General features: G+C 62.3%; 17 protein-coding genes and 1 pseudogene. 7 read left to right on the top strand and 11 right to left on the bottom strand.

Annotation, left to right across the window (positions count from 1 at the left end; all coding sequences use genetic code 11):
• Nucleotides 1–147 precede the first annotated feature (147 nt).
• Nucleotides 148–1,008 carry a Dyp-type peroxidase gene (locus HX807_RS00460; RefSeq protein WP_177049037.1) on the bottom strand — a complete coding sequence of 287 codons (861 nt, stop codon included), beginning with the start codon at nt 1,006–1,008 and terminating at the stop codon, nt 148–150.
• A gap of 159 nt (nt 1,009–1,167) precedes the next feature.
• On the opposite strand from HX807_RS00460, the gene HX807_RS00455 reads away from it, so the two are divergent.
• Together HX807_RS00455 and HX807_RS00450 are read left to right on the top strand one after the other, a co-directional pair.
• Entirely contained in the window at nt 1,168–2,793 is a 1,626-nt protein-coding gene (locus tag HX807_RS00455; RefSeq protein WP_008432465.1) for an NADP-dependent glyceraldehyde-3-phosphate dehydrogenase, read from the top strand.
• A gap of 154 nt (nt 2,794–2,947) precedes the next feature.
• Entirely contained in the window at nt 2,948–4,009 is a 1,062-nt protein-coding gene (locus HX807_RS00450; RefSeq protein WP_003211716.1) for an FUSC family protein, read from the top strand.
• Here HX807_RS00450 and HX807_RS00445 read toward each other — a convergent pair whose 3' ends face one another.
• Both HX807_RS00445 and HX807_RS00440 read right to left on the bottom strand, forming a co-directional pair.
• Complete coding sequence (locus HX807_RS00445) at nt 4,010–4,609, bottom strand: LysR family transcriptional regulator substrate-binding protein (RefSeq protein WP_371316437.1); 600 nt, start codon at nt 4,607–4,609, stop codon at nt 4,010–4,012. It abuts the gene before it with no gap.
• Between the two features lie 397 nt (nt 4,610–5,006).
• Nucleotides 5,007–5,759, bottom strand: coding sequence for a TetR/AcrR family transcriptional regulator (locus HX807_RS00440; RefSeq protein WP_003211721.1), 753 nt, complete (start codon nt 5,757–5,759; stop codon nt 5,007–5,009).
• 363 nt (nt 5,760–6,122) lie between these two features.
• Here HX807_RS00440 and HX807_RS00435 point away from each other — a divergent pair, with 363 nt between their 5' ends.
• From HX807_RS00435 to HX807_RS00420, 4 genes are read left to right on the top strand one after another with little or no spacing between them, the layout of a single operon-like run.
• On the top strand, nt 6,123–6,830 hold the full coding sequence (locus HX807_RS00435; protein WP_023658970.1) for an ABC transporter ATP-binding protein: 708 nt from the start codon (nt 6,123–6,125) through the stop codon (nt 6,828–6,830).
• Entirely contained in the window at nt 6,827–8,026 is a 1,200-nt protein-coding gene (locus HX807_RS00430; RefSeq protein WP_177020717.1) for an ABC transporter permease, read from the top strand. The genes HX807_RS00435 and HX807_RS00430 overlap by 4 nt, the downstream gene beginning before the upstream one ends.
• Nucleotides 8,019–9,500, top strand: coding sequence for a TolC family protein (locus HX807_RS00425; RefSeq protein ID WP_008432459.1), 1,482 nt, complete (start codon nt 8,019–8,021; stop codon nt 9,498–9,500). Before HX807_RS00430 ends, HX807_RS00425 begins: the two co-directional genes overlap by 8 nt.
• Complete coding sequence (locus HX807_RS00420) at nt 9,490–10,755, top strand: efflux RND transporter periplasmic adaptor subunit (protein WP_177049036.1); 1,266 nt, start codon at nt 9,490–9,492, stop codon at nt 10,753–10,755. The genes HX807_RS00425 and HX807_RS00420 overlap by 11 nt, the downstream gene beginning before the upstream one ends.
• A 103-nt stretch (nt 10,756–10,858) precedes the next feature.
• Here the strand turns inward: HX807_RS00420 and HX807_RS00415 are convergent, their stop codons facing one another.
• From HX807_RS00415 to HX807_RS00385, 7 genes and pseudogenes are all read right to left on the bottom strand, one after another.
• Nucleotides 10,859–12,277: an FAD/NAD(P)-binding protein gene (locus HX807_RS00415; RefSeq protein ID WP_003211731.1), complete on the bottom strand. Its 1,419-nt coding sequence runs from the start codon at nt 12,275–12,277 to the stop codon at nt 10,859–10,861.
• A 92-nt stretch (nt 12,278–12,369) separates the two neighbouring features.
• Nucleotides 12,370–12,951 (bottom strand): annotated as a pseudogene (locus tag HX807_RS00410) (AMP-binding protein); the annotation flags it as partial.
• 124 nt (nt 12,952–13,075) lie between these two features.
• Nucleotides 13,076–14,491: an LLM class flavin-dependent oxidoreductase gene (locus tag HX807_RS00405; protein WP_003211735.1), complete on the bottom strand. Its 1,416-nt coding sequence runs from the start codon at nt 14,489–14,491 to the stop codon at nt 13,076–13,078.
• On the bottom strand, nt 14,491–14,832 hold the full coding sequence (locus HX807_RS00400; protein WP_134326981.1) for an acyl-CoA dehydrogenase: 342 nt from the start codon (nt 14,830–14,832) through the stop codon (nt 14,491–14,493). Before HX807_RS00400 ends, HX807_RS00405 begins: the two co-directional genes overlap by 1 nt.
• A gap of 12 nt (nt 14,833–14,844) precedes the next feature.
• Nucleotides 14,845–16,041 carry an SfnB family sulfur acquisition oxidoreductase gene (locus HX807_RS00395; RefSeq protein ID WP_177045376.1) on the bottom strand — a complete coding sequence of 399 codons (1,197 nt, stop codon included), beginning with the start codon at nt 16,039–16,041 and terminating at the stop codon, nt 14,845–14,847.
• Nucleotides 16,042–16,278: 237 nt separating this feature from the next.
• Complete coding sequence (locus tag HX807_RS00390) at nt 16,279–16,644, bottom strand: hypothetical protein (protein ID WP_134326982.1); 366 nt, start codon at nt 16,642–16,644, stop codon at nt 16,279–16,281.
• A 152-nt stretch (nt 16,645–16,796) separates the two neighbouring features.
• Complete coding sequence (locus HX807_RS00385) at nt 16,797–17,360, bottom strand: helix-turn-helix domain-containing protein (protein WP_003211741.1); 564 nt, start codon at nt 17,358–17,360, stop codon at nt 16,797–16,799.
• A 92-nt stretch (nt 17,361–17,452) separates the two neighbouring features.
• Between HX807_RS00385 and HX807_RS00380 the strand changes: the two genes are divergently transcribed.
• Nucleotides 17,453–18,373 (top strand): DMT family transporter, encoded by a 921-nt coding sequence (locus HX807_RS00380; RefSeq protein ID WP_177049035.1) that lies wholly within the window; start codon nt 17,453–17,455, stop codon nt 18,371–18,373.
• Nucleotides 18,374–18,379: 6 nt separating this feature from the next.
• On the opposite strand, the gene HX807_RS00375 is transcribed toward HX807_RS00380, so the two are convergent.
• A complete protein-coding gene (locus HX807_RS00375) occupies nt 18,380–19,957 on the bottom strand; it encodes an ABC-F family ATP-binding cassette domain-containing protein (protein WP_177049034.1) in 1,578 nt (525 codons plus the stop codon).
• Nucleotides 19,958–20,140: the final 183 nt, after the last annotated feature.

The raw sequence follows: 20,140 nt of genomic DNA, 5'->3' as shown, positions 1-20,140 counted from the left end.
GCGAGGCACCGAGTGGTGGGGCAAAGACCTTTTGGTTACTTTTGGCTGGGCCGGCATTCCGGGCGTTTGCCAAAAGTGACCCGCTGTAAGAGCGGAACCATAGGCGGCCGTTACCTAAATAATGGATATGTACCCCGAACAAAAACCTCAGCGCACCAAGCTCAAATCCAACCGCCCATCACGCACCGGCGGACACCAGTAATACCCCCCAGTCAACGGCTTGCTAATGCGATACAACCCATCAACAATCCCATCCTCAAGCCCACTCATCCGCCGCAGTTGCGCTTCAAACGCATCAAACGAATGCCCAAACGCCAGGAACATCAACCCCGCCTGACCATTCTCGGCCCATGGCATCGACCGCCGCACCACAAACGCCTCCGGGGTAAAACTCTCCTGAGCCGTACGCTTGGTGTGCGCCGACTCCGGCGCGTCCTCCAGCTCCTCGTTATCACCATGGCGCCGACCAATAATGTGGTCCCGCTCCAGAGCCGGCAACGCCGCAAACCCATCCAGATCATGCTGCCACTGCTGGATCGCCGCAAAGCTCGCACCACCCTGCGCCACCGCAGCCTCCACCGCCGCATCATCATGCGGATTCTCAGTGCCATCCTCATAGTCGGTCAGGTCAAACCCGGTCTTGTAGCGAAACCCCTCGGTCATCTGCACCAGACCAAACCCCGGCGCCAGGGCCTTCTCGAACGCCCGGCTGCGCAACAGCAACTCACCGCGATCCACACCGTGCAACCAGACCCACAGCGCCTGCTGGGTCGACGGATTCTCCGCCCCCGGCCCGTTCACATAAGGGAACGCCCGCAACCCGTCAATCCGGGCGCCAAGGGCATTGACCAGCGGCTCACCAAAACCGACCACCGCACTGGCGTCCACCAACTGCACCAGCGCACCCAGTGCGGCAGGCACGGCATCCAGCGACTCAATGGCAAAAAACAGATGGCGTGCCTGCAACGGCACCGGTGCGGCAAGAATGCCCGGCTGGTACTGACTCATGTGAACTCCTTCAAGAAAGCCGCGCAGTTTACCCGGCGAGCTCACGGTTGTGCTCAAGGTTTTCCAAGGTTCGCGGGTTAATGCGTCTAGCCCTTGCCACACGGGCCGTTGATGGGTGAATCTCTAGTCACGTTTTGCAACCATTCCAGGGGTAGCGACATGACCACCGACAACCTGCTCGCCCAGCTGTTTCCCACTGCTGCCGAGATTCCCGAGCAATTCCGGCTCGCGGCGCCCATCGAACAACGTGATTACCTGGTCGGCGGCCAGTTGCATGTGTGGAACGGCCCTTTGGCCGAAGTGCGCAGCCCGGTGCAGTTGCGCGGTGCCGACGGTGACACGCCGGTGATCATCGGCAGCACCCCGCTGCTGGACGCCGACACCGCCTTGACCGCCCTCGACGCTGCCGTGGCCGCCTACGACCGTGGCCAGGGCGCGTGGCCGACCATGCGCGTGGTGGATCGCATCCAGCATGTCGAAGCGTTTTTGCGGCGTATGCGCGAACAGCGTGACGCAGTGGTCAAGCTGCTGATGTGGGAGATTGGCAAGAACCTCAAGGACTCGCAGAAAGAGTTCGACCGCACTTGCGACTACATCACCGACACCATCAACGCCCTCAAGGAACTCGACCGCCGCTCCAGCCGCTTCGAGCTGGAACAGGACACCCTGGGGCAGATCCGCCGGGTGCCGCTGGGCGTGGCGCTGTGCATGGGCCCCTACAACTACCCGCTGAACGAGACCTTCACCACGCTGATCCCGGCGCTGATCATGGGCAACACCGTGGTGTTCAAGCCGGCCAAGCTCGGTGTGCTGCTGATTCGCCCGTTGCTGGAGGCGTTCCGCGACAGCTTCCCGGCCGGCGTGATCAACGTGATCTACGGCAGCGGTCGCGAGACGGTCAGCGCGCTGATGGCCAGCGGCAAGATCGATATCTTTGCGTTTATCGGCACCAACAAGGCCGCCAGCGATTTGAAGAAACTGCACCCGAAACCGCACCGGCTACGCGCGGCGTTGGGCCTGGATGCAAAGAATCCCGGGATCGTGCTGCCGCAGGTCGACCTGGACAATGCGGTCAACGAAGCTGTCACCGGTTCGCTCTCGTTCAACGGCCAGCGTTGCACCGCGTTGAAGATCCTGTTTGTGCATGAGGACGTGGTCGACAGCTTTATCGAGAAATTCAACCGCAAGCTGGCGACCCTCAAGCCTGGCATGCCGTGGGAAGACGGTGTGTCGCTGACGCCACTGCCCGAGCAGGGCAAGGTGGATTACCTCGGCGGCCTGGTGACCGACGCACTGGCCCATGGCGCCAAGGTGGTGAACGAGAATGGCGGCGCCAGCCGTGGCTCGTTTTTCTACCCGGCGGTGCTGTACCCGGTGAACCCGCAGATGCGCGTGTACCACGAGGAGCAGTTCGGCCCGGTGGTGCCGATCGTGCCTTACCGCGACCTGGAGACGGTGATCGACTACGTGCTGGAGTCGGACTTCGGCCAGCAACTGAGTATCTTCGGCACCAGCCCGAGGGAAGTCGGGCGCCTGGTGGACGCGTTCGCCAACCAGGTGGGCCGGATCAACATCAATGCCCAGTGCCAGCGCGGGCCGGACAGTTTCCCGTTCAACGGGCGCAAGAACTCGGCCGAGGGCACGCTGTCGGTACATGATGCGTTGCGGGTGTTTTCGATCCGTACCCTGGTGGCGACCAAGTTCCAGGCGAGCAACAAGGAACTGGTCAGTGACATCCTGCAGGAACGCACGTCGAGCTTTCTGACCACTGACTATATTTTCTGAGCCCGACACCGATCTAAAAATGTGGGAGCGGGCTTGCTCGCGAAAGCGGTGGTTCAGTCGCCGGATGTATTGACTGACACGCCGCCTTCGCGAGCAAGCCCGCTCCCACATTGGAACTGAGTGAAGCCTGAACAACGAGGTTACCCTGATACCAATGAATCTCCCTCTCTTCGCCCGCCGCTTGCTGCGTCCGTTGCTGGACCCGTACCGGCGCTACCGTCACGCCAAGTTGATCCACGCGGTGCGGGTTTCCATTGGGTTGCTCGCAACGATCCTGCTCACCACCGGCATCAACCTGCCCCATGGTGAGTGGGCCTCGGTGACGATGCTGATCGTGATCGGCGGTTTGCAGCACCACGGCAATATCGGCAAGAAAGCCGTCGAGCGCGCCTACGGCACGTTGATCGGCGCCAGCGTCGGTTTGCTGCTGGTGCTGCAACAGGCGTATCTGGGGCAGCCACTTTTGACCTATTTGCTGATGTCGGTGGTGTGCGGGTTCTTTTCCTATCACGCCATCGGCAAGGGCGGATACATCGCGTTGCTGTCGGCCATCACCGTATTTATCGTTGCGGGCCATGGCGATAATCCGATATCGGACGGGTTGTGGCGCACGGTCGACATCCTGATCGGCATCGTCCTGGCCCTGGCGTTTTCCTTCGCCCTGCCGCTGTATGCGGTGTATTCCTGGCGCTACAACCTGGCCAGTGCCTTGCGCGATTGCGCGGCGATTTATAGCCGGATCATCAGCGGCCAATCGGTCACCGATGATGAACACCTCAAGCTGCTGAATCGCCTGAACGCCGCGATGCTGCAACTACGCTCGCTGATGCCATCGGTGTCCAAGGAAGTGCGGATTTCCATGACCGAGCTGGACACCCTGCAGCGGCATTTGCGGATGTGCATCAGCACCCTGGAGATCCTCGGCAACACCCGCCCCGACCCACGGGACAAGGAAGCCCTGGCTCGCATGCAGGTGGCGTTGAAAGCCGAGCACCGGCAGATTCGGGTGCAGTTGATCGGGATGGCGCGGGCGTTGCAATCCGGGGCCACCGACCGGCTGGAACGTCCGAGCACCACGCCGACCCACGAACAGACCTTTGAAGTGCCGGTGGTCAACGCGTTGGACGGTTACCGGTTATTGACCCTGCAACTGGCAGCCAATATTGACGCCATGCGCCAGCGCCTGGCCAAGAGCGCCAGCCACTGGAAAATCTGATCAGCCCCGGTGCAGCGCCTGTATCAACAGCTGCTGCAACGCCTGTAACCGGGGCTCGGGGCTGTCCTCGGCAAAGCGCAACACGTTCGCCACTTCGGGCAGCGGCATCCGCTGGTCGAAGAGGCGATACACTTCCACGCGCTTGTCGAGATGGTCACTGCTGAGCAGGCCGATGCCCAACCCGGCGGCGATGGCCGATACCACACCCTCCACCGACCCACATTCCACCACCACCTGCCAGCGAATGCCCAAGGCGCTCAGGCGTTCCTGGGCCAGTTGCCGGTAAAAACAGCCGGGGCCGAAGGTGATCAGCCGCACGCATTCGTCAGGCGCAGGCTGCCAGCCTGGCCGGGCGCACCAGTGCACCTGTTCGGTCCACAGCAATTGGTCCCGCGCTTCGATACGCGGGATGAAATCCTGGTGCAGCGCCAGGTCCAGCTCACGGTCCACCAGGGCCTGGCGAAGCACGTGGCTCTGCTCCACCACAATTCGCACATCCAGTTGGCGGTGTTGCCGGGAAAACTGGCCGAGCAAGTTCGACAACTCGGCCATCGGCACCTGTTCGGTGGCGCCCAGGCGGATGGAACCTTGTAACTGCACCGGATTGAAATGCGTCAGCGCCGCGTCGTGGGCGCCTGCGCAACGACATCCGTGGGGCTGTGCTGCTGGTGGTGGAAAACGCCGGGCACTTTCTGATGGAGGATGCGCCGGAACGGGTGAGTGAGTACCTTGTAGACTTTATCGGCCAGGTTCACAGTAAACGCTGACTGCCATTTGTCGGGATTACACAAGCCAATAGACTTCACACTTTCTCTTACATATTTTTCACGTTTTATTCACATCCAGAGACGTAGGGTAAAGCCTCATCCGTTACAAACGTTGTAGTTAAAAACCCGCCGCCCCAGCGGGTTTTTTTTGCCCGGGATTTGAGTGGCCACACGGTTTCTGGAGAGAGGAGTCGAAGCAAACCGGCTCATTGCGAGCCGGTCTTGATGGGTCAACGAGCCACCTTGTTGACAGGCGACGCCGCTTGCTCACGTATCGCGCGCTGGGTATCGAGCACCCGCGCCAGGGCCGTTTCGGCTTCAGGACTTTGCTGCGGCACACGAATCGCCGCCGACACCAGGGTAATCAGCTTGGCCATGACCTCGGCATCCGTGGCCGGGCGTCCCAGGCTCATGGAGTTCATCAGCAAACGCAGCTCGGTACCGGCCATCACCCCGGAGATCGCCTTGAGGGCAAATTGCAGGCGTACCCCCAGCTCGTTGCGCGGCAAGTCCGGAAGCGCCAGGGCGAAGGCTTCGAAGAAGCGCTGGAACACCGGCTGGTAATGCACCTTGAGGTATTCCTGGATAAACGGCGACGTGTCGCTGTACACCCGCCCCAGGAACCGGATGAATGAACGCCCTTCCCCGCTGGCCGGGTCGCTGCGTTCCAGGCCCATGGCCGGGGCGAACAGCACCCCGAGCAAGGTGTCGCAATCCAGCGGGCCGTCGGATTCGGCTTCGCACCGGGCGAGCAACTCCAGGCGCTGCTCGTTGAGCGGCTCCAGGCGCTGCATCAGCAGGGTTTTCATCAGGGAGTCCTTGTCCCCGAAGTGGTAATTCACCGCAGCGAGATTGACCTGGGCCCTCTCGGTTATCTGCCGCAACAAAACAGCGTCATAGCCGTATTTGATGAAAAGAGCCTCTGTCGCATCCAGCAATCGGGTCTTGGTAACGTTTGGAGCGCTGAGTTTCTTCGCGACCATAGGGATTGGGGTTCCACTGCGGAAATATTGTTTTAAAAATTAATTTGATTTTTTATACCGGGGCCGCTGCCTGAAAGCAAGTAGTGACACAGCGCCATACTATTCAAAGCCAACAGCAACGGGCTCATTGAGGGTAGCTGATGGATTTTTGCAGTGCCGGAAACGTCCCTTTGAAGAATCGTTTCAAAGGGTAAAACCGCTCTATATCCATGGCTGGCGGAACGGCTGGATCGCGGTTAGTATTCAAACAATATTTTAAAAACAAGAAATAAAACCAGTCCGTGACGTGTACCAGGCAGCTCCTGAACTTGTTACAAGGATTTTCGGGGGAAGCACGGCGCTGTCGAGGCTGCAGGCGTAGTCATGATGACAGATACCCCCGCGCACCCAGGCTTTATCTCCTTGCAAGGCATCGGCAAAAGCTATCAGCTGGCCGGTCAACACCTGTCGATTCTCAATGATGTATGCCTGGCCATCGAAACCGGTGACAGCTGCGGCATCCTCGGCGCCTCCGGCTCCGGCAAAAGTACCCTGCTCAATATTCTCGGCCTGCTGGATTTGCCCGACTGCGGCCAGTACCGCTTTGCCGGCCATGACATCTTCAGCGCCAGCCCCGATCAACTGGCGGCGATCCGCAATCAGCAGATCGGTTTCGTCTTCCAGAGTTTCAACCTGCTGCCACGCCTCAGTGCCCTGGACAACGTCGCCCTGCCCCTGAGCTACCGCGGCGTGTCACGCCACGACTCGGTGGAACAGGCCCTGCGCATGCTCGACCAGGTGGGCCTGGCCGAGCGCGCCCACCATCGCCCGGCCGACCTTTCCGGCGGCCAGCGCCAACGGGTCGCCATCGCCCGGGCATTGGTCGGCAACCCGTCGGTGATCCTCGCCGACGAACCCACCGGCAACCTCGACAGCACCACCGCCCAGGAGATCATGGACCTGTTGCTGGCGCTCAACCGCGAGCAGCAGGTGACGCTGATCATCGTCACCCACGACCCGCACATTGCCGAACGCCTGAATCGCAAGATCCTGGTGCGCAATGGCGTGGTGCAAGAGGCCGGGCGCCTATGAGCCTGCGGGTCGAACAAAGCCTGAGCCAGTTGCTGTACGAGGCGTTTGTCAGCCTGCGCACATTGGGCAAGCGCTCGATCCTGGCCTTGCTGGGCATCGTCATCGGCAGTTCCTCGGTGGTGGCGCTGATCAATATCGGGCACAACGCCGCCGAAGACGCGGCGATGATTTTCAAGGACATGGGCACCGACACCCTGGTGGCGCAATTCCCGCCCAGGGGTGCCAGCACTGCGCAAATGCCCGCCAGCCTGGACCTAGAAGCCGTGCGCCGCAGCGTTCCAGGCATTGCCCATATCGGTGCGGTCTCGCTGTTCAGCGGGCCAGTGGTGTTCCATGGCCGTACCTGGAACGCAAGCCTCGTCGGCAGTACGCCGGACCTCAAGGATGCCATGCGCCTGTCGGTGCGCGACGGGCGCTTCCTGTCGAGTTTCGATGCTGGGGAAACCTATGCGGTCGTCGGTGACCAGGTCGTCCAGGCCTTGAGCGTGCCCGGCGACCCGCTGCAACTGGGCGACCGGGTACGTATCAACGATTACCTGTTCCTGATCGTGGGCATTCTGCACAGCCAGCCCCGGGCAATGCTGATTCCCGTACAGGCCAACGAATCGCTGTTCGTCCCCGCCCCGGGCATGCGCCGGATCTACGCCAGCCCGCAAATCGGCAACGTGATCATCCGTGCCACCCCCGGCCAGGATATGGAACGCCTCGCCCAGGACTCAGCCGTGGCACTGCGAGCCCAGCTCACCGACCACGATGTCGACATTCAGGTACCCCAGCAAATGATCGATGGCATGACCCGCCAAAGCCGGACCTTCGCCTACCTGCTGCTGGCCCTGGGCGCGATCTCCCTGGTGGGCGGCGGCGTCGGCGTGATGAACGTGATGCTGATGAACGTATCGGAACGGCGCCGGGAAATCGGGATCCGCATGGCCCTCGGGGCGCGCCAGCGCGACATTCGCAACCTGTTCCTGCTGGAAGCCGTGACCCTGACCGCCGTGGGTGCGGTATGCGGCGCGGTACTGGGCATGACCGCCGCGTACCTGTATGCCAGGCTGTCCGGCTGGCAGTTTTCCCTGGCGGTGGCCGCGCTGCCGCTCGGGGTCGGCAGCACGTTGCTGGTGGGGCTGTTTTTCGGGATCTATCCGGCGGTGTCGGCCTCGCGGCTGCAGCCGGTGGAGGCCCTGCGCGATGAATAAACGGCTGCTGTTGTTGACCGCCTTGGTAAGCCTGCACAGCGTGGCCGCCGACGTGGTGATTCGCCCCTCCGCACCCAGTACCACCCGCAGTGGCTATGAACGCAGCGTGTCGCTGAATGCCCAGTCCACCACCCTGACCCTGGGGGATGCGGTGTACCTGGGCCTGCGCAACAACCCGGCGATTCGCAGCGCGTACCTGCAACGGGTGGCGCAGAAATTCGACCTGCGGGTGGCTGAAGACACGTTCAACCCCAAGCTGACCCTGAACAGCTACTACCGCACGACTAAAGGCACTGAAGACAGCTCCCGCAACGCTAACCTCGCGCCCAATGCCACCTTGCTCGGTGAGTACGGCACGCGCCTGAGCATGAACTGGACCCAACAACTGAACAACGCCGATCGCGCCGGACGCTACCGCAGCGACGGCCTCGACCTGTCGCTGATCCAACCGCTGATGCGCGGTGCCGGCTGGGACGCCACCACCGCCCCGCTGCGCCTGTCACGCCTGTCGGAACAGGCCAACCGCCTGAACCTCAAGGCCAACGTGGCGCAAACCATCAGCAACATCATCGCCACCTACCGCGAGTTGCTGCGGGCCCAGGAACAACTGAGCATCGTGCAGGACGCCCTCAAGCGCTCCGGCACTTTGCTTGAAGTGAACAAGGCACTGATCAGTGCCGGGCGCATGGCCGAGTTCGAGATTGTGCAGACCGAAGCCGATATCGCCACCCAGCAACTGGGGGTGGAAGAAGCCCAGAACCAACTGGACACCAGCCGCCTGGCCCTGCTGCGTCTGCTGGCCCTCGACCTGTCGACACCGATCCGCGCCACCGAGGCCCTTGAAGCCAGGCCCATGGACATCGATAAACGCCAGGCTTTCGTGCTGGCGCAGAACCAGCAGCCGGAATACCTCGCCACCCTGCTCGGCAGCCAGCAGGCCGACCTCAACCTGGTGATCGCCAAGGACTCCGGCCGCTGGCAAGTGGACCTGGTGGCCGGTGCCAACCAGATTCGGGCCGCCACCAATGACGATAACGGCTACAACAGCAACCGGCGCTGGGACAGCTACGCGGGCGTGCAGGTGCAGATTCCCATCGGCGACATCAGCACTCGCCAGGCCGAGGTGCACGCGCGGGTCGATGTGGAAAACCAGGAGATCATCATCGCCGACGCCCGCCAGCAACTGGAGCGCGACGTCAACGATGTGGTGCGCGACCTGGGCACTCGCTGGCGCCAGTATGAAATTTCCCAGCGGGCGGTAGAGTTGTCCAAGCGCAAGATCGAAATCGAACGGGAAAAACTCAGCGCCGGGCGCTCCACGAACTTCCAGGTATTGAGTTTCGAAACCGACCTGCGCAACGCCGAGAACTCGCGGCTCAATGCGCTGATTGCCTATTTGAACGCCCAGACTCAGCTCGACTTGACCTTGGGCATGACGCTGGAAAGTTGGGAAATCGCCCTCAATGACTACTAATAAGAAGCGCCTGTTGGGCGTCGTGTTGATTGTGCTGGTGGCCGGCGTCGGCGTCTCGCTGCTCAGCCGTCAAAGCCCGGCCGCCAACCAGCCCGGCAACGCCGAGCAGTGGCTGGCGGTGAAGGTCGACCCGCTGGTGCATCAGATCGGCCTGGTGGGCAAGATCGAGCCTGACACCACCATCACCCTCACCGCGCCGTTCGACGGTAATGTGCAGGCCAACCTGGTGGAACAGGGCCAGCGGGTCGAGGCCGGGCAGGTGCTGCTGCGCATGGACCCGGCCACCCTCGAAGTGCAACTGCGCGACGCCCTCTCCGCCCAGCTCAAGGCCCGGCGCACGGTGCAGGAAATGCAGGACTGGGACAGCGGCCAGCAAGTCGGGCGCGCCCGCCGCACCCTGCGCACTGCCGAAATGACCGCCAGCAACACCCAGCGCAAACTCACCGAAAGCGAAAACCTGTTCAAGCGCGGCATCATCCCGCGCAACGAACTCGACGACCTGAAACAACAGGCCACCCAGCAACAACTCGACCTGACGGCCGCCCGCGCTGAGCTGCAACAGACCGTTGAACAAGGCAAGGGCGAATACCGGCAGATCGCCGATATGGAGCTGACCAACGCCACGGTGAAATATGAAGCCCTGCGCACCCTGCTCGATGGCAAGGAGGTCAAGGCACCGTTCTCCGGCATTGTGGTGCCGGCGCCGGGCAGTAACTCATCGACCCAGGGCGGCGGGAGCAATAGCGCGCCGGTGCAGGCCGGGAGCAAGGTCAGCCAGGGCCAGGTGCTGTTTGGACTGGCGAATATCGAGAAACTGAAAATCGTCGCCAAGGTGTCGGAGCTGGACATCAACCAGTTGCACCAAGGGCAGGCGGTGGAGGTGATGGGCGACGGGTTTGATGGGGAACGGCTGACGGGGTCGGTCAGCGTGGTCAGTGGCTTGGCGATTGCCAGCGACAGCCAGGGCAGCGCGCAGTTTCCGGTGACCCTGTCGATTCCCAAGCTGACCCCGCAACAGTTGCAACGGGTAAGGTTGGGGATGAGTGCGCGGTTGACCATTGTGACCTACAACAATGACCAGGCGATTGTCGTACCGGCCCAGGCGATCAGTCGCGGGGATGGGGTGATGACGGTGGAATATCGGGCAGCGATGGATAAACCGGTGGAGCGGGTGACGGTGACCACCGGGCAGTCGACGGCCCAGGGGGTTGAAGTGTTTGGGTTGAAGCCTGGGTTTGTGAAGGTCGGTCCATGAACCCGACCTGTAGGAGCTGGCTTGCCTGCGATAGCAATCTCTCAGTTGATAAAGATGCAGCTGACCCACCGCTATCGCAGTCAAGCCAGCTCCCACATTAGATTCAGAGGTGTGCCAACCTCGCGGCCAGCGCCTTGGCCTGAATCGCGACATCCGTCACTGCGGTACTTTCCCACCACATCCCGCGCAACGGCGGGCCCATGGCAAACAGCCGCCGGCTGACATTCCCGTGGGCATCCAGCACCGCCCCCGACACATCCGCCGCAATCCCCAACGCCAACGGCCCGGGCTGAATCAGCCCGCGCTTGAGCAACTGCCTGGGCAACGGCCGGGCCACGCGCCGCCAGTCATATTCAATCCCGCTGGAGTTGATCAGCGCTGCCCCCGACACCTGCACCACATCCTGCTCTCCACGATGACGCAGGCGGATCGTCACCTCACCTTGCGAAGGTACCAGCCCCTTGTACGAAGCCGCCCGGATCCGCAGCCGCCCTTCCCCATGCAACCGCGCCACCAACTCGGCACTCAACGGCGGCGAACGGTGGTGGTGGCTTTCCCACCAGGGCCGCACATGCCGCACGAACTGACGTTTCTCGCCCTCGCTGGCCTGGCTCCACAACCGCCCGATGTTGGCACGCACGGTGTCCAGCGGCGCTTGCCAGTCAATCCCCTGCTCCAGCGCGAGCCGGCATTGGCGCCGCACCTCCCGCAGCAATTGCCGGGGGCTGCGCAGGCTGTGGTCTTCTCCCAGGAAGTCGACCCAGGCCGGCGGCTGCCGACGGACATGGGGCAACAGGCCGTGGCGCGAAAAAATCTCGATGGGCCCGCGATGGCCGGCCTGTTCCAGGGACACCACGGCGTCCACCATGGTCAGCCCGGAACCGATGATCAGCACGGTGGATTGCGGGTCCAGTTGGGTCATGGCCGGTACATCCCACGGATCGACGGCAGCGGCATTCAAGCCGCTGGATTCGGTCTGTGGCGTGCGTGCCGCCGGGAACATGCCGGTGGCCAATACCGCACAGGCACCGCGCAGTTGCTGGCCGTCGCTCAAGGTCAGCCGCGTGGCGTGTTCATCCACCTCAAGGTCTGTCACCTCGGCGCGAATGTGCTCGACGGTCGACGCGGAGATCGCCTTGGCCTCGGCCAGCCGCTGCTGCGCGTACAGGCCAAAAATCCCGCGGGGCGGAAACAGTTCGCTGATGGGCACGTGCTGCTGGTCCGACTCGGGCCAGCCGCCGCCGGCGATGTAGGCGGTCAGCCACTGGGTCAGGTCATCGGCGTTGTCCGGGTCGACGCTCATGCGCGCGGCGTTGCCGTTCAAGGTGTGCCCAAGCTCTACCGCACTGTAGGCCTCGCCGCGCCCCAGTTCCTGGCGCGGCTCGATCACCAGGATCTGCCGCGTGCCCGGCAGGCGCAGCAACTGCACCGCCAGCATCGTCCCGCTCAGGCCGCCGCCGACAATCAGCACATCGGCGTTGCGAATGGCGCTCGTCGCCTGTCCGCGTTCGGTTTCACTCATGAAATTGCGCCCTTACTGTCTGCCTGAATGGTTGTGGTAAAAATCGCCCCGTGCAGTATCCAGCACATCGACCCGGGACGCCTAGTTCAGCCCGACTGCGGGAAGCCCAGGCTCTGGCCGCTAATCAGCCATTGCTCCAGCACCGTCGCCAGGCCGCCTTGCCAGTGGGTGCTTTCCCCGCTCCACAATTCGGTCTTGCCCGAAGGCTGCCACCAGCGACAGAGCCGTTGTGAGGTGTCCACAGGGTCGATCCGTCGCACCATCGCCAACGTCTGGAGCCCAGGGACATACGCGTGGGTAGGCCGGATGCGCCACACTTGTTGCTGCAGGGCAGCGGGCTCGAGGTCATCCGCCAGGGTCAGGATCTGGCCACCGATCACCTGGGCGGCCAGGGCCAGCAGCAATAGGCCGGGTTCGAAGGCACCGCTGAGGGCCAGCCGCGACTGCTCGGTAAAGCCCTGCTGACGCAAGCCATCAGCCAGGCGCTCGACATCCCGCAACGCATCGATCCAGCGCCAGGCATACCACTGGCCGTCACGCTTGTGGCGCAGGGCGCTGTGCAACGGGGTCACCTGTGCCCAATGGCGCAACTGCGCCAACGCCTCGGGCAACACCGTAACCCGTTCGGCGGGCCATTCCACATCCAGCGCAAGTTCAAGTTCATGCACGCTCATAGGGTGATGCTCCTATTGGTGAAACAAGCATGCGGTGGTCCGCTGGCCGGATTTATGTGGGCGGCGGTGGGACGGCTCGACTCGCTCGCGAAAACGGTGCGTCAGGCAACATCAATGCTGAATGTCAGTCCGCATTCGCGAGCAAGCCCGCTCCCACATTTGTTTTATGTACACCCGACAAATCACGATAGCTGGCCCCCGGATGGTTGTCCGCCAACCGCGCGCCGTCCCCAAACAATTTCTCCCGCAGGGTGCCCTGGGCATATTCGGTCTTGTACACGCCGCGCTTCTGCAACTCCGGCACCAGTAACTCGACCGCGTCGATAAAGGTCTCGTGGGTCAGTGCATAGGCCAGGTTGAAGCCGTCCACATCGGTCTCTTCAACCCATTCCTGCAACAGATCGGCCACGGTTTCCGGGCCGCCGACGAACAGCGGGCCGAAGCCGCCGATGCCGACCCAGTCTGCCAGTTCATTCGGGGTCCAGACCTTGTTCGGGTCGGCAGTGGAGAAGGCTTCCACCGCCGATTGAATGGCGTTGGTATGCACATGCTTGAGGGGTTCATCGGGCTTGAACTGGCTGAAGTCGATGCCGGTCCAGCCGGAGATCAGGGCCATCGCGCCTTCGTAGCTGACATAGGATTTGTATTCGTCGAACTTGGCCTTGGCCTTGGCATCGGTCTCGCCAACGATCACCGTCTGCAAGTTGAAGATCAGGATTTTCTTCGGGTCACGCCCCGCCTCGGCCGCACGGCGGCGGATATCGGCAACGGTTTTCTTCAGCAGCACTTTCGACGGTGCGGCAACGAACACGCATTCGGCCTGTTCGGCGGCGAACTGTTTGCCACGGCTCGACGCCCCGGCCTGGTACAGCACCGGCGTGCGTTGTGGCGACGGTTCGCACAGGTGAATGCCGGGCACCTGGAAGTGTTTGCCGACGTGGCGGATCTCGTGGATCTTGCTCGGGTCGCTGAAGATCCGCCGTTCGCGGTCGCGTAACACCGCGCCCTCTTCCCAGCTGCCTTCCCAGAGCTTGTAGCAAACCTCCAGGTATTCCTCGGCGTAGTCGTAGCGCGCATCGTGTTCGGTCTGGGCTTTCTGGCCGAGGTTCTTCGCGCCGCTTTCCAGGTACGAGGTGACGATGTTCCAGCCGACGCGGCCCTTGGTCAGGTGGTCGAGGGTGGAAAGGCGCCGGGCGAACGGGTACGGGTGTTCGAAGGACAGTGAAGCGGTGAGGCCAAAACCCAGGTGTTCGGTGACCAGCGCCATGGGTGCGATCAGCGACAGCGGGTCGTTGACCGGCACCTGGGTCGCCTGGCGAATCGCTGCGTCACCGTTGCCGTTATAGACGTCGTAGATGCCCAGCACGTCGGCGATGAACAGGCCGTCGAACTTGCCGCGCTCGAGAATTTTTGCCAGGTCGGTCCAGTATTCCAGGTCCTTGTACTGCCATGAGCGGTCACGCGGGTGGGCCCACAGGCCCGGCGACTGGTGGCCGACACAGTTCATGTCGAAGGCATTCAAACGGATTTCACGAGGCATTAAACGTTACTCCGGGGGGCGACACCGTTGAGGTGGTAGTTGCCGACAATCTGGTATTTCCAGCGCAGGGGATCATCAAGGGTCGGCGGCAGCGCAGTACGCTGGCCGGTGAGTTCGAATTCGGCGTTGCTGGCAGCGATGAGGGCCTCGGCAGCCGCTATCTGGGCTTCTGTGAGGGCCACCGGGCCTGGGTGGGTTTCGGCACGCTCAAACAAAGCAGCCGCTACCTCCACGCGAATCTGCAAATCGCCAAAGCGGCTGATCACGTAGGGGTCATCACTTTTCTCGACAAAGCGCCGGGTGCTTTCCAGCAGTTGGCGCGCCTGATTCAGTGCGGTCATGGATGCAGCTCCTCAGTTCCAGGCATGGCGTGCGGGCTTGACGCCGTTGAGCACGAAGTTGCCGATCAGGTGGTATTTCCAGCGGGCCGGGTCGTGCAGGGTGTGGGTACGCGCGTTGCGCCAGAAGCGGTCGAGGTTGTGCTTGCCGGACACCGAGCGGGTGCCGGCCAGTTCGAAGAGTTTGCTGCTGGCGAGCAAGGCGGTTTCCGCCGACAGCACTTTGGCCTGGGCGACGACCAACGAGGCATTGGCCACGGTGTCTTCGTTGGGGTTGGCCAGGGCCTGGTCGACGGCAATGCCGGCCTTGGCGAGGATCGCTTCGGTGCCGTGGACCCGCCATTCCAGGTCGCCGATGGCGGCGATGGTGAACGGGTCTTGCCAGCCGTGATCCTGCTGGCTGTCGATCCAGGGCCGGGCCTGGCGTGCATGAATCTTGGCTTGTTCCAGGGCCCCGAGGGCGATGCCGGTGTCGACGGCCGCCTGGATGATCTGCGAAATCGGGCCGTTGGCGGTGGGTTGGTCGAAGGCCTGGTGGGCGGGGATCACCGCACTCAGCGGCACCTTCACACCGTCGAGGGTCACGCCGCCGCTGGCGGTGGTGCGCTGGCCGAAGCCGTCCCAGCTGTCGATCACTTGCAGGCCCGGCGCGTCCCGTTCGACAAAGGCGATGAACGCCTGGTCTTTTTCGTTGACGCCCACCGTCGGCACGATATGGGCGAACAGTGCGCCGGTGCAGTAGAACTTCTCGCCGTTGATGTACGCACTGTCGCCGTCGAAGCGCACTTGTGTGTCAAACGTGCCGGCGTTCTTGCTCTTGGCTTCGGAGAAGGCATTGCCAAACCGATAGCCCTGCAGGACCTTGGCGAAGTAGTGCTGCTTTTGCTCCTCGCTGGCGGTTTGCAGGAGGATGTCGACGACGCCCAGGTGGTTCTGCGGAATCTGCCCCAGGGACGGGTCGGCGGCGGAGATCAGCTTGATCACCTCGGCCACCGTCACATAGGACACTCCCGCGCCGCCATAGGCCTTGGGAATGGTGATGCCCCACAGGCCACTGGCAGAGAATTCGTCCAGCTCGGCCACCGGCAGGCGTCGCTCGCGGTCGCGCACGCCGGCGTCCACGGCAAAACGCTTGGCCAACTCGGTGGCAACCGCAATGGCCTCGGCGTCCGAACGGATGATGTGGGCAGGTTGTAGGGGTTGGGCTGACATGGGCCGACTCCAGGCTCCAGAGAGATACTGGAGTGATTGCAGGAGTCGTGCCCGAATGCAATGTGCAATGAAATCAGCGGGTTGCCGGTATATCAGGGAAGTCGTTGGCGGTTCAAAACAGCAAAGTGTCCAACCACTGTTGCGCTGCCAACAGTTGATCATCCGGGAGCAAGGCCCCGTGGTGGCTTTCAATACCGGCGACACTGACTTCGGTATTGAAAGCCAACTCACTACCACTCAGGCATCGGCAGGACGGTCGTCCACGATATAAAAACTATGGTCAGAAAGGCGCTCGTCATGTCCATCTTGACGCACGCCATATTTTGCCTCCACCACCTCACGGCGGAAGACAATACCGTTCACAACATCTTTGTATTGGTGCTCCAGCGACTTTACCTCGATGTGACCAAACAGCAAGCCGTTCCCCCTGACCGTCCACCTGATTGTTTGCCCAATGGCCAGTCCCGGATACGCGGGAATAATGATCGAGGCTTGCCCACCCTGCATCTCGGGATAATTCACATGGTTCCCGTGAGAGGGATTAATGCGTGGACGGGGAAGCAAGTCACTACTCTTGATGTGCTTTGAGTCTTGCGCTGTCATCAGTGTGCTCTCCATTTAGTGAAGCCAACTGCCCCTTCCGCCCGCGCTCCGATTGAGCCAGTTCTCTGAGCAGTAACTCCCACACTAGATTCAATCCAACGCTGATGTAAGCTGTGAAATCTGACAGTTGACAACACTCAAAGCCAAGAGTCTTAAATCACCACGTTGCGCACAAACCGCACCGCCACGTCGCCGTCATTGCGATAGGCGTGAAGGTAGCGGCTGGCGAACATCAGGAACTCACCGGTGGCGACGTTTTTTTCCTCATCCCCCAGCACCAGCGTCAGGGTGCCTTCGAACACAAACAACTGCACGCTCCAACCCTCGGGGTCCGGTTCAGGCATGTAGCGATCGCCGGGCTCCAGGCGCATCTCCCATAGTTCCACCTCGCGACGCGCGGTGGCCTTGGCCAGCAGCACGGCTTTGCTGCCGGGGATGTCACCGGCCCAGGCCAGTTCGTTGATACGGCTGTGATCAGCGGCATCCGGGGCCTGGATCAAGTCGCTGAAGGCCACGTCCAGGGCTTCGGCCACCCGGTCGAGGGTCGACAGGCTGACGTTTTTCTCCCCCGCCTCGATTGCCACCAGCATGCGCCGGCTGACGCCGGATTTTTCGGACAGCGCCGTCTGGCTCAACTCAGCCGCATGGCGCAGGCGCCGAACGTTCTGGCTGACGTGTTGCAGGACCGAGGCCCGTTGCGGATTTTCTTTGTGCACTATATTGCTCACAGGGTGGGGTTGCGCAGTATACTGCCCAGCTTGCGGCGCATTGTGCGGTCCGCGCCCTTCCTGTGCAAGACCGAGCAGCCATGATCACCTCCCCGTTGTTTTCCCGTTTCAGCAAAGCCGAATGTGTATTGGTGGTGATCACCATGTTTTGGGGCGGCACCTTTTTGCTGGTGCAGCACGCCATGGCCGTCAGCGGCCCGATGTTTTTCGTCGGCCTGCGTTTTGCTGCGGCGGCGCTCATCGTCGGGGCGTTCTCATTCCGCAGCCTGCGGAACCTGACGCTGTTTGAATTGAAGGCTGGCTGCTTTATCGGTGTGGCGATCATGTTCGGCTACGGTTTGCAGACCATTGGCTTGCAGACGATCCTGAGCAGCCAGTCGGCATTTATTACTGCGCTGTATGTGCCATTCGTGCCGCTGCTGCAATGGCTGGTACTGGGACGGCGGCCGGGGTTGATGCCGAGCATCGGCATCATGCTCGCGTTTACCGGGCTGATGCTGCTGACCGGCCCGGCCGGGGCATCATTGAATTTCAGCCCCGGTGAAATCGCCACGTTGATCGGTGCGGTAGCGATTGCCGCCGAGATCATCCTGATCAGCGCCTTTGCCGGGCAGGTGGATGTACGCCGGGTAACGGTGGTGCAACTGGCCACGGCGTCGGTGCTGTCGTTCCTGATGGTGGTGCCGATGGGCGAGGCGCTGCCGGGGTTTTCCTGGTTGCTGCTGTTCAGCGCGGTGGGCCTGGGGCTGACCAGCGCGGTGATTCAGGTGGCGATGAACTGGGCGCAGAAAAGCGTCTCGCCGACTCGCGCCACGCTGATTTATGCCGGGGAGCCGGTGTGGGCCGGCGTAGTCGGGCGGATTGCCGGGGAGCGCTTCCCGCCGATTGCCATGGTGGGCGCGGCGTTGATCGTGGCGGCGGTGATTGTCAGTGAGATGAAAACCCGCCGGCAGCGGCTCGCCGAGCCCCAGGCCGAACTGGAACATGAAAACCAGGGTTGAACGGCCTCAGAGGCGCAACTCACCGTCCAGGTTGATGGCCTGCAGGAACGCCTCGTCATGGGACACCACGATCAGCGCGCCCTGGTACTGATTGAGCATTTGCTCCAGGGCAATCCGGCTGGGCAAGTCCAGATGGTTGTCGGGTTCGTCCAGCAACAACAATTGCGGCGGATGCTCGGCGTAGAGCTGTGCGGCCAGGGCAATTTTCAGGCGCTCGCCACCGCTCAGTTGGCAGGTGTCGAGCATCGCGCGGTCAGCATCAATGCCCATTTGCGCCAGCCGTGTACGCGCTTCGCTTTGCGGCAGTAGCGGATTACTTTCGTAGAGCCATTGCACCGCCGTGCGCTCGGGGTGCTCCAGCCCGGCGTGTTGGTCCAGCCAGCCGATATGACAACTGCGCACCAACTCACCGGCAGCCACCGGCAACTGGCCGGCAATCACCCGCAACAGGGTCGACTTGCCACTGCCATTGGCTCCCAGGATCGCCATGCGCGTCGGGCCGGTCAGGGTGAGATTGATCGGTGCGCGGTTGCCAAACGGCAACACCACGTCGTTCAACTGCAGCACCAGCTTGCCCTGGGGCACCACGCTTTCCGGCGACAGCATCATGCGCTGGATCTCGGGCGCACACCGCGCACGCGCCTCGGCGATCCGTTGCTGTTGCTGCTCACGCGCCAGCTGCTGGTTGAGGCGCAACTTGCCCTGGCTGTTTTCACTGCGCTCTTTCTGGGCGTTGGTGATCAGTTTGGTCTGGTTGCCATCCCGGGCCTGGCGGTCGCCCCGGGCATTGCGGCGTTGCTGACGCTCCATCTGGATAACCGCTTCACGTTGTTCACGTTTGGCGTGCGCGCGCTCCCCCTGCAACGCCGACTGGAACGCCTGCTGCTCCTGCTCCCGTGTCGCCGCATAGTGGCTGTAATTACCGCCGTACACCGCCAAGCCCTTGGGCGACAGTTCGACAATCTCATCCATGTGCTCCAGCAGCCCGCGATCATGGCTGATCAGCACCAGGCCGCCGGGCCACCGATCAATCTGCTGGGCAAGCTTGTGCTGCTGATCAATGTCCAGGTGGTTGCTGGGCTCATCGAGGATCAACCAGTCTGCCCTCGACAACCAGGCGCCCAGCAAAGCGACGCGCTGGCGTTCGCCGCCACTGAAGGCCGCGGTTGGCGAGTCGGCAGTCAAGTGCCCCAGGCCGATTTGCTCCAGGGCCGCCGCCAGTCGAGGCGCGCAATCCCATTGATCAACGGCCAGTGCATGGTCGTGTTCGTCCACGCTGCCCTCGGCGATGCGCGCCAACGCTGCCAGCACTTGGTCGACACCCGCCAACGCCGCCACGCTGGGATAGTGTTCGGGCTCCAGCAGTTGCGTCACCGCGTACACACTGCCCTCGCGGCGCACATGCCCGCGGGTGGGCTGCAGGGTGCCCGCGAGCATTGCGCCCAGCAAGGACTTGCCAGTCCCGTTGGCCCCCACGAGGCCGGTCGCACGGGCGCTGAAGGCATGGTTCAGGTTGTCGAACAGGCTGCGTCCATCCGGCAGGCTGCAGGCGACATGGTCAAGGTGGAGCAATCGCTGGGTCATCACACGTCCTTATGCAACAGGCTGAAAAAAACCTTTGAACAGCATACCTTCCCTGGATACAGGCATTGAAACAATGCCAAACAGCCTTTTTCAGCCTACCTTGTAGGATCCTGCCACATCTTGCCGTTTGGTGATCAAGATTCCGGCACGTATGATGCATCCCAAACTCCCGCAGATTAGAAG

Source organism: Pseudomonas sp. D8002, from assembly GCF_013385695.1.
GTDB lineage: Bacteria > Pseudomonadota > Gammaproteobacteria > Pseudomonadales > Pseudomonadaceae > Aquipseudomonas.
Note: the sequence above shows the minus strand (reverse complement) of the source record. Positions and strands in the feature narration are given on the sequence as shown.

Excerpts from the sequence above, each read along its gene's own strand:
- HX807_RS00425 (WP_008432459.1), top strand. The coding sequence starts at position 8,019 with ATGAATAAACGGCTGCTGTTGTTGACCGCCTTGGTAAGCCTGCACAGC.
- HX807_RS00380 (WP_177049035.1), top strand. The coding sequence starts at position 17,453 with ATGATCACCTCCCCGTTGTTTTCCCGTTTCAGCAAAGCCGAATGTGTA.
- HX807_RS00450 (WP_003211716.1), top strand. The coding sequence starts at position 2,948 with ATGAATCTCCCTCTCTTCGCCCGCCGCTTGCTGCGTCCGTTGCTGGAC.
- HX807_RS00430 (WP_177020717.1), top strand. The coding sequence starts at position 6,827 with ATGAGCCTGCGGGTCGAACAAAGCCTGAGCCAGTTGCTGTACGAGGCG.
- HX807_RS00460 (WP_177049037.1), bottom strand. The coding sequence starts at position 1,008 with ATGAGTCAGTACCAGCCGGGCATTCTTGCCGCACCGGTGCCGTTGCAG.
- HX807_RS00415 (WP_003211731.1), bottom strand. The coding sequence starts at position 12,277 with ATGAGTGAAACCGAACGCGGACAGGCGACGAGCGCCATTCGCAACGCC.
- HX807_RS00455 (WP_008432465.1), top strand. The coding sequence starts at position 1,168 with ATGACCACCGACAACCTGCTCGCCCAGCTGTTTCCCACTGCTGCCGAG.
- HX807_RS00405 (WP_003211735.1), bottom strand. The coding sequence starts at position 14,491 with ATGCCTCGTGAAATCCGTTTGAATGCCTTCGACATGAACTGTGTCGGC.
- HX807_RS00400 (WP_134326981.1), bottom strand. The coding sequence starts at position 14,832 with ATGACCGCACTGAATCAGGCGCGCCAACTGCTGGAAAGCACCCGGCGC.
- HX807_RS00435 (WP_023658970.1), top strand. The coding sequence starts at position 6,123 with ATGATGACAGATACCCCCGCGCACCCAGGCTTTATCTCCTTGCAAGGC.
- HX807_RS00390 (WP_134326982.1), bottom strand. The coding sequence starts at position 16,644 with ATGACAGCGCAAGACTCAAAGCACATCAAGAGTAGTGACTTGCTTCCC.
- HX807_RS00440 (WP_003211721.1), bottom strand. The coding sequence starts at position 5,759 with ATGGTCGCGAAGAAACTCAGCGCTCCAAACGTTACCAAGACCCGATTG.
- HX807_RS00420 (WP_177049036.1), top strand. The coding sequence starts at position 9,490 with ATGACTACTAATAAGAAGCGCCTGTTGGGCGTCGTGTTGATTGTGCTG.
- HX807_RS00395 (WP_177045376.1), bottom strand. The coding sequence starts at position 16,041 with ATGTCAGCCCAACCCCTACAACCTGCCCACATCATCCGTTCGGACGCC.
- HX807_RS00375 (WP_177049034.1), bottom strand. The coding sequence starts at position 19,957 with ATGACCCAGCGATTGCTCCACCTTGACCATGTCGCCTGCAGCCTGCCG.